Below are 5,000 nucleotides of genomic sequence, written 5' to 3' on the forward strand. Positions count from 1 at the left end.
ATTGGTGGCCCTATCGGTGGCAAGGTGTCCAAGGGAGGGGGAAGACCGAGCAAGGCCGCTACTCTCCTGCCTGTGGTGCTACAACTCAAGTCGCAGGGGTATAGCAATCGTGATATTGCCGAGGATCTGAAAATTTCGGCTGGCAGTGTGTCCAACTACCTCCGCCGTGATCGTGAGTGATCAAAAACAAAAGCCTTATCAGATAACAGCGCCCCGAAAGGGGCGTTTTCTTTTCCAGAGGTAATCGAGAGAGAACCTTGGCGAGGTGGGCAAGCGCCCGTACCGTAGGCCGTCCATCAGGCCGTTGGTTTGGCCTGTGGGCGGGGGCGTTGTCCACGGAGCTGCTTTAGGCTTGAGTGGCGTATGGCCTTCAAGATCTCGCCCGCTTGTTCTGGTTTCATGACCAAGACTGAACCGCCATCCCTGATCGCTTGCATCTGGGCGTCCAGCGCTTCCAATAGTTCCCTATTTATCGTCACTGTAACGTTATTATCCTGCTGTTTGGCCCGGTAGGCTGCTTGACGTTCTGCGCCTGTCTTGGCGTTTCCGGTCTTGGGTCTACCCCGGCCACGCTTCTCGCCAAACATGTCTCCGGTTCCCTTATCTGCGTTGTCTTTCATCGTCCTAATTCCCGTCACAGTGACCATAAACAATATTTGTCACTGTGACACAAAAAACACTAATCCGCACCCTCAAAATTCAACCCATGTTAAAGTACTAAGCAAGGACACACAGGGGGCCCGCTTCGCGGTCTACCCCTGTGGCCTTGTTCAGGGGGCAAGCCCCCCGAAACCCCCGAAAAAACGGAGGCCACCGATGCCTACAGAGCAGCCCAAGCGGCTCAAAACGATCAAGGTCAGAGTCACCGAATCCGAGTTGGCCAGCCTGCGGGCGGCCTGCCCAAAAGCCCAGTTGGCGGAGTGGATGCGCGAGCACTGCTTGGGGGTTGCTCCCCAGCAGCGGCGCACCCCACCGCCAACCATCGATCCGGCCTTGCTCCGGCAGGTGGCTGGGATCGGTAACAACCTCAACCAGATCGCCCGGCGCATCAATGCCAGCCCGCTGACCACGTTGGACAAAGTGGAATACCTTGCGGCGTTAGCCGCTGTGGCCCGAGAACTGGAGGGGCTGCGCCGTGATCGTCAAAATCCATAGCCGGGGAGTCGGTCGCGGATCTGGCCCGGTGGAATACCTGCTTGGCAAAGACGGGAACCGGAACGGTGCCACGCTGGATCGCGGCGACCCCAAGATGGTCAAGGAGTTGATAGACGGCAGCCGTTACGCCCAGCGGTACACCAGCGGCGTGCTGTCGTTCCATGAACCGGACTTGCCGAGGGAGACCAAGGATCGGTTGATGGACGAGTTCGAGCAAGCCCTGTTGCCCGGACTGGACGCCGATCAGTATGCGGTGCTGTGGGTCGAGCACCGGGACAAAGACCGCCTAGAGCTGAATTTCGTGGTGCCGAACGTCGAACTGTTGTCCGGCAAACGCCTTCAGCCGTATTTCCACGGGGCGGACGGCCACCGGATCAACGCGTGGCGAACGGCCATCAATGGCGAGTTGGGATTGCACGACCCGGACGACCCAATCAATCGGCAGGCCGTGATTACGGCCAAAGACCTACCCCGGAACAAGCTGGAAGCCGAACAGGCCATTACAGGCGGCTTGCTGGGCATGGCTGCGGCAGGGCTCGTCAAAAACCGGGAGGACGTGCTCAAGACCCTGACCGGGGCGGGGTTCGACGTTACCAGGACAACCAAGAACAGTATCAGCATTGCCGACCCCGAAGGGGGCCGGAATATCCGCCTAAAGGGGGCGATCTATGAGCAAGATTTTAGACATGGCAAAGACCTTCGAGCAGACATCGAAGCAGCAAGCCGACGATATAGAGAGCAGTCTGAAGCCCGAGTTCGAGAGGCACGAGCGAGCTATCAAAGAGGCGTTGGACTCAAGCAGGCAGAGCATCAACGACGCCATCCAAGACCAGCAGAAGCGGATCGGCTGGCTCCTGCTCAAGAGCTGGGGAGTGATGTTGATTTCGGGCTTGCTGTTGCTGGCCGCGACGAGCGGGACGCTGTGGTATCAGGGGAACCTGATCGCCGAGCGGCAGGCCACCTTGGAGACGTTGGGCAAAAAGGGCGGGAAATTGATCTTCAAAAAGTGCGAGGACGAGAACGGGAAGATCCGGCTTTGCATCAGGATGAACATGGACGAAGGGAAGTTCGGGGACGACTACATGATACCAAAAGGCTACTAAACGATGACCGAGCTAGAACGGCACTTATTGAACGCGCTAGAGACCTTGCAGAGCGAGCAAGAGCGGCAATTGAGCGGCTTGCAGACAGTGTGCGACAGCTTGCTACGGCAGTTCGAGACGACGAGACGAGAAAACGCGAGCTTGCAGGGAGAGGTGAGCGCCTTGCGCCAGCAGTGCGAGCACTTGAACGAGCAGGTCAGCAGCTTGGCAACGCAGGTCGCCAGCTTGAAGGCATGATCGCGCAGCAGACTGCGCAGACGCAGGAGGGGTTATTGGACGAATACCAGCAGGCCCACGCAGAGCGGGATCTGTATTTCAATCGGAAGCACGAGCAGAAAGAGATCTCCGGCTTGCCGATAGACAAGGCCAGAGAGTACCTACAGGAAGGACTGGAGGGGCGGATAGAGCGGCAGCAGGCCCGCGAACGGGGGCGGGGCTTTGAGATGTAGCTGCCGCGCTGCGCTTGGCGGCCCCCGAGCCAGTGGCGACAGACTGCGCTAGTCGCCGCCGCTCGGGGGCATGATGGACATGAATTGCCTATATGAATTACATTGTAAACATATAACTGCAAGGGGGTGTTATGAGCGTAATGTCTTTCCGTCTGCCGGATGAAGTAGATCAACAGTTGGGGCAACTGGCCCAGTCTACAGGCAGAACAAAATCATGGTTGGCGAACCAAGCAATTCAGGATTATTTGGCGCGTGAAGCTTGGCAGATCGCCCAGATTGAGGCCGCATTGAGTGAGGCTGACGCTGGCGACTTTGTACCGGAAATGGAGATGGCTACGAAGTTCAATCGGTGGGGTATCAATGCGGGTTAAATGGCTACGCAAGGCTGCTCTGAATCTGGAGGATGCGCACGACTTCCTTTCGAGAGAGAATCCGAGAGTGGCGCAGGAGTTTGTGCGCGAGGTATATCGGCTGGTTAGCCTGCTATCGACTCAGCCAGCTATGGGGCGGCCAGGGCGGGTTCCTGGAACGAGAGAGCTGGTGGTGCAGCCCTATCCGTTCCTGCTCCCGTATCGGGTGCAAGGGGAGGAGATCCATATTTTGCGGGTATTCCACACAAGACAGCGTTTTCCTAGCCAAATTTGATGTGGATATTTTAAAAATAATCCTCTGGCTTAGATGTAAATGAATTTAAAGGGGTTAATGGAGTGGTGGATTATTCCAAAAGGAAATTGATATTGAAATCGTTTGGGGTTTTGAGTTCAGTTCGTTTTGATTCTGATGGCAATCTATTTATTTCCAATGCCTCTGGGAATCAAGTTCAAATGGTCTTCAGTAAATGGCAACGTCAAATTCCACAAGTTCATAAGAAATGTATTGAGCTAATAGGTTGTGACGTTTGCATCGTTACATCCCAAACCACTGCGCTATGGTCAACGGATGATTACTTTTGTGATATTAAACCAAATCAAATTAATGGAGAGTGGTTATGAAGTGGTTCATTTATCTGTCTTTAGCCGCGTTGTCACCATCAGCGGTCTTGGCGGCAGACTTAGCAACGTTATTTCCAAGTAAAAAGCCAAGTGCAGACTGTGAGGCGGTATACAACGAAGTCCTATCGGAAGCTCAATCTGGAAAATTTTGGTATAAACACGTGCAAATGATCACTAGTTCTACCACAAATGGAAAAGCTTACTGCAACATGGTTCTTCATGGGTACGACAAAAACAGAGGAAATAGATATACCAGCCGCCCCATCAGAGAAGTTGTTGATTTGAAAAAACACAACAAATAGGCGCCAAAAACGAGCTTTGTTAAGTGATTGCAAGTGCTGTAACGTATTGCCTAGAAAAGACAAACCCCGAACCTCTGTCATCAACTTGGCGGAAGACTGTCAGAGAGTTCGGGGCCGTTCACTAAGAACAGGGAAAGCATAACACATGACCGATCTCACACAAGACTGCACCGCCAATAAGCGCGGTGTTCGATGGTGAAACCAGCACTTCAAGCCGCTGCCTTTGTCGAACGTCTCCCCCGTCGTCCTTACTGCACCGATGATCCGGCGCAGGGGCTGCTGATCCGCCCGCAAGCGACCGCGCTGGCTTATCGCCATATCCAGCACAACCCGCCGCCGCACGTAGCCTGTCTGGTGTTCGACGTGGACAGGGCAGACGGTTATGAGGCGTGGAAAGAGGCCGGATTACCTGCCCCAAACTGGATTACGCTCAACGCTCTCAACGGTCACGCTCACTATGGGTACTATCTGGCGGCAGTCGTGGCCCGCACCTGTGCGGCCAAGCAAAAGCCGTTGCGCTATCTGGCGGCCATAGAGCACGTTCTGGCGAAGCGGCTGGGGGCGGATATGGGATACGCAGGGTTAATCACCAAAAACCCCGTACACGGCGATTGGTGGACGATATGGCACCACGGCGAGCCGTTTAGCCTCGACTATCTGGCCGAGTTCTGCCCCGATGCGGATTTGGCGGCATATCACCGCCGTAGCCGCAAAGAGGTCGGCGGGCTGGGGCGTAACGTCACGCTGTTCGATAACGTGCGTGAATGGGCCTACAGCGCAGTTAGGGAGTTCTGGCGGCCTAACGGGTACGAAGCTTGGGCCGATGCGGTGAGAGCTGCTTGTGAGAGCGCCAACGCGTTTGGACGGGAGCAGGGCGGCCCGCTGCCCGTGTCGGAGATCAAGGCAACGGCCAAGAGCATCGCCCGTTGGGTGTGGAACCGGTTCACTCCCGCAGGGTTTAGCCAGGTGCAAGCGCATCGAGGTGCTAAGGGGGGGCGT

Annotated in this window: 7 protein-coding genes; all 7 read left to right on the forward strand. The window is 55.6% G+C overall.

Annotation, left to right across the window (positions count from 1 at the left end; translation table 11 throughout):
• Positions 1-180: LuxR C-terminal-related transcriptional regulator (locus BN1119_RS17905; protein WP_042001403.1), on the forward strand; the 180-nt coding region annotated here is incomplete at its 5' end.
• A 636-nt stretch (positions 181-816) separates the two neighbouring features.
• The gene (locus BN1119_RS17915; protein ID WP_042001407.1) at positions 817-1,155 is read left to right on the forward strand and encodes a MobC family plasmid mobilization relaxosome protein; all 339 of its coding nucleotides are present in this window, start codon (positions 817-819) and stop codon (positions 1,153-1,155) included.
• Positions 1,136-2,707, forward strand: a complete 1,572-nt coding sequence (locus tag BN1119_RS21155) for a relaxase/mobilization nuclease domain-containing protein (protein WP_084205557.1) — start codon at positions 1,136-1,138, stop codon at positions 2,705-2,707. Before BN1119_RS17915 ends, BN1119_RS21155 begins: the two co-directional genes overlap by 20 nt.
• 131 nt (positions 2,708-2,838) lie before the next feature.
• Positions 2,839-3,078: a CopG family ribbon-helix-helix protein gene (locus BN1119_RS17935; RefSeq protein ID WP_042001415.1), complete on the forward strand. Its 240-nt coding sequence runs from the start codon at positions 2,839-2,841 to the stop codon at positions 3,076-3,078.
• A complete protein-coding gene (locus BN1119_RS17940) occupies positions 3,068-3,352 on the forward strand; it encodes a type II toxin-antitoxin system RelE/ParE family toxin (RefSeq protein ID WP_042001417.1) in 285 nt (94 codons plus the stop codon). The genes BN1119_RS17935 and BN1119_RS17940 overlap by 11 nt, the downstream gene beginning before the upstream one ends.
• Positions 3,353-3,695: 343 nt before the next feature.
• Entirely contained in the window at positions 3,696-4,001 is a 306-nt protein-coding gene (locus BN1119_RS20590; protein ID WP_157438688.1) for a hypothetical protein, read from the forward strand.
• Between the two features lie 192 nt (positions 4,002-4,193).
• The coding region (locus BN1119_RS17945; protein ID WP_042001420.1) for a replication initiation protein at positions 4,194-5,000 on the forward strand (807 nt) is incomplete at its 3' end.

The sequence above is a fragment of the Aeromonas bivalvium genome (assembly GCF_000819765.1).
In the GTDB taxonomy this organism is placed as follows: Bacteria; Pseudomonadota; Gammaproteobacteria; order Enterobacterales; family Aeromonadaceae; genus Aeromonas; species Aeromonas bivalvium.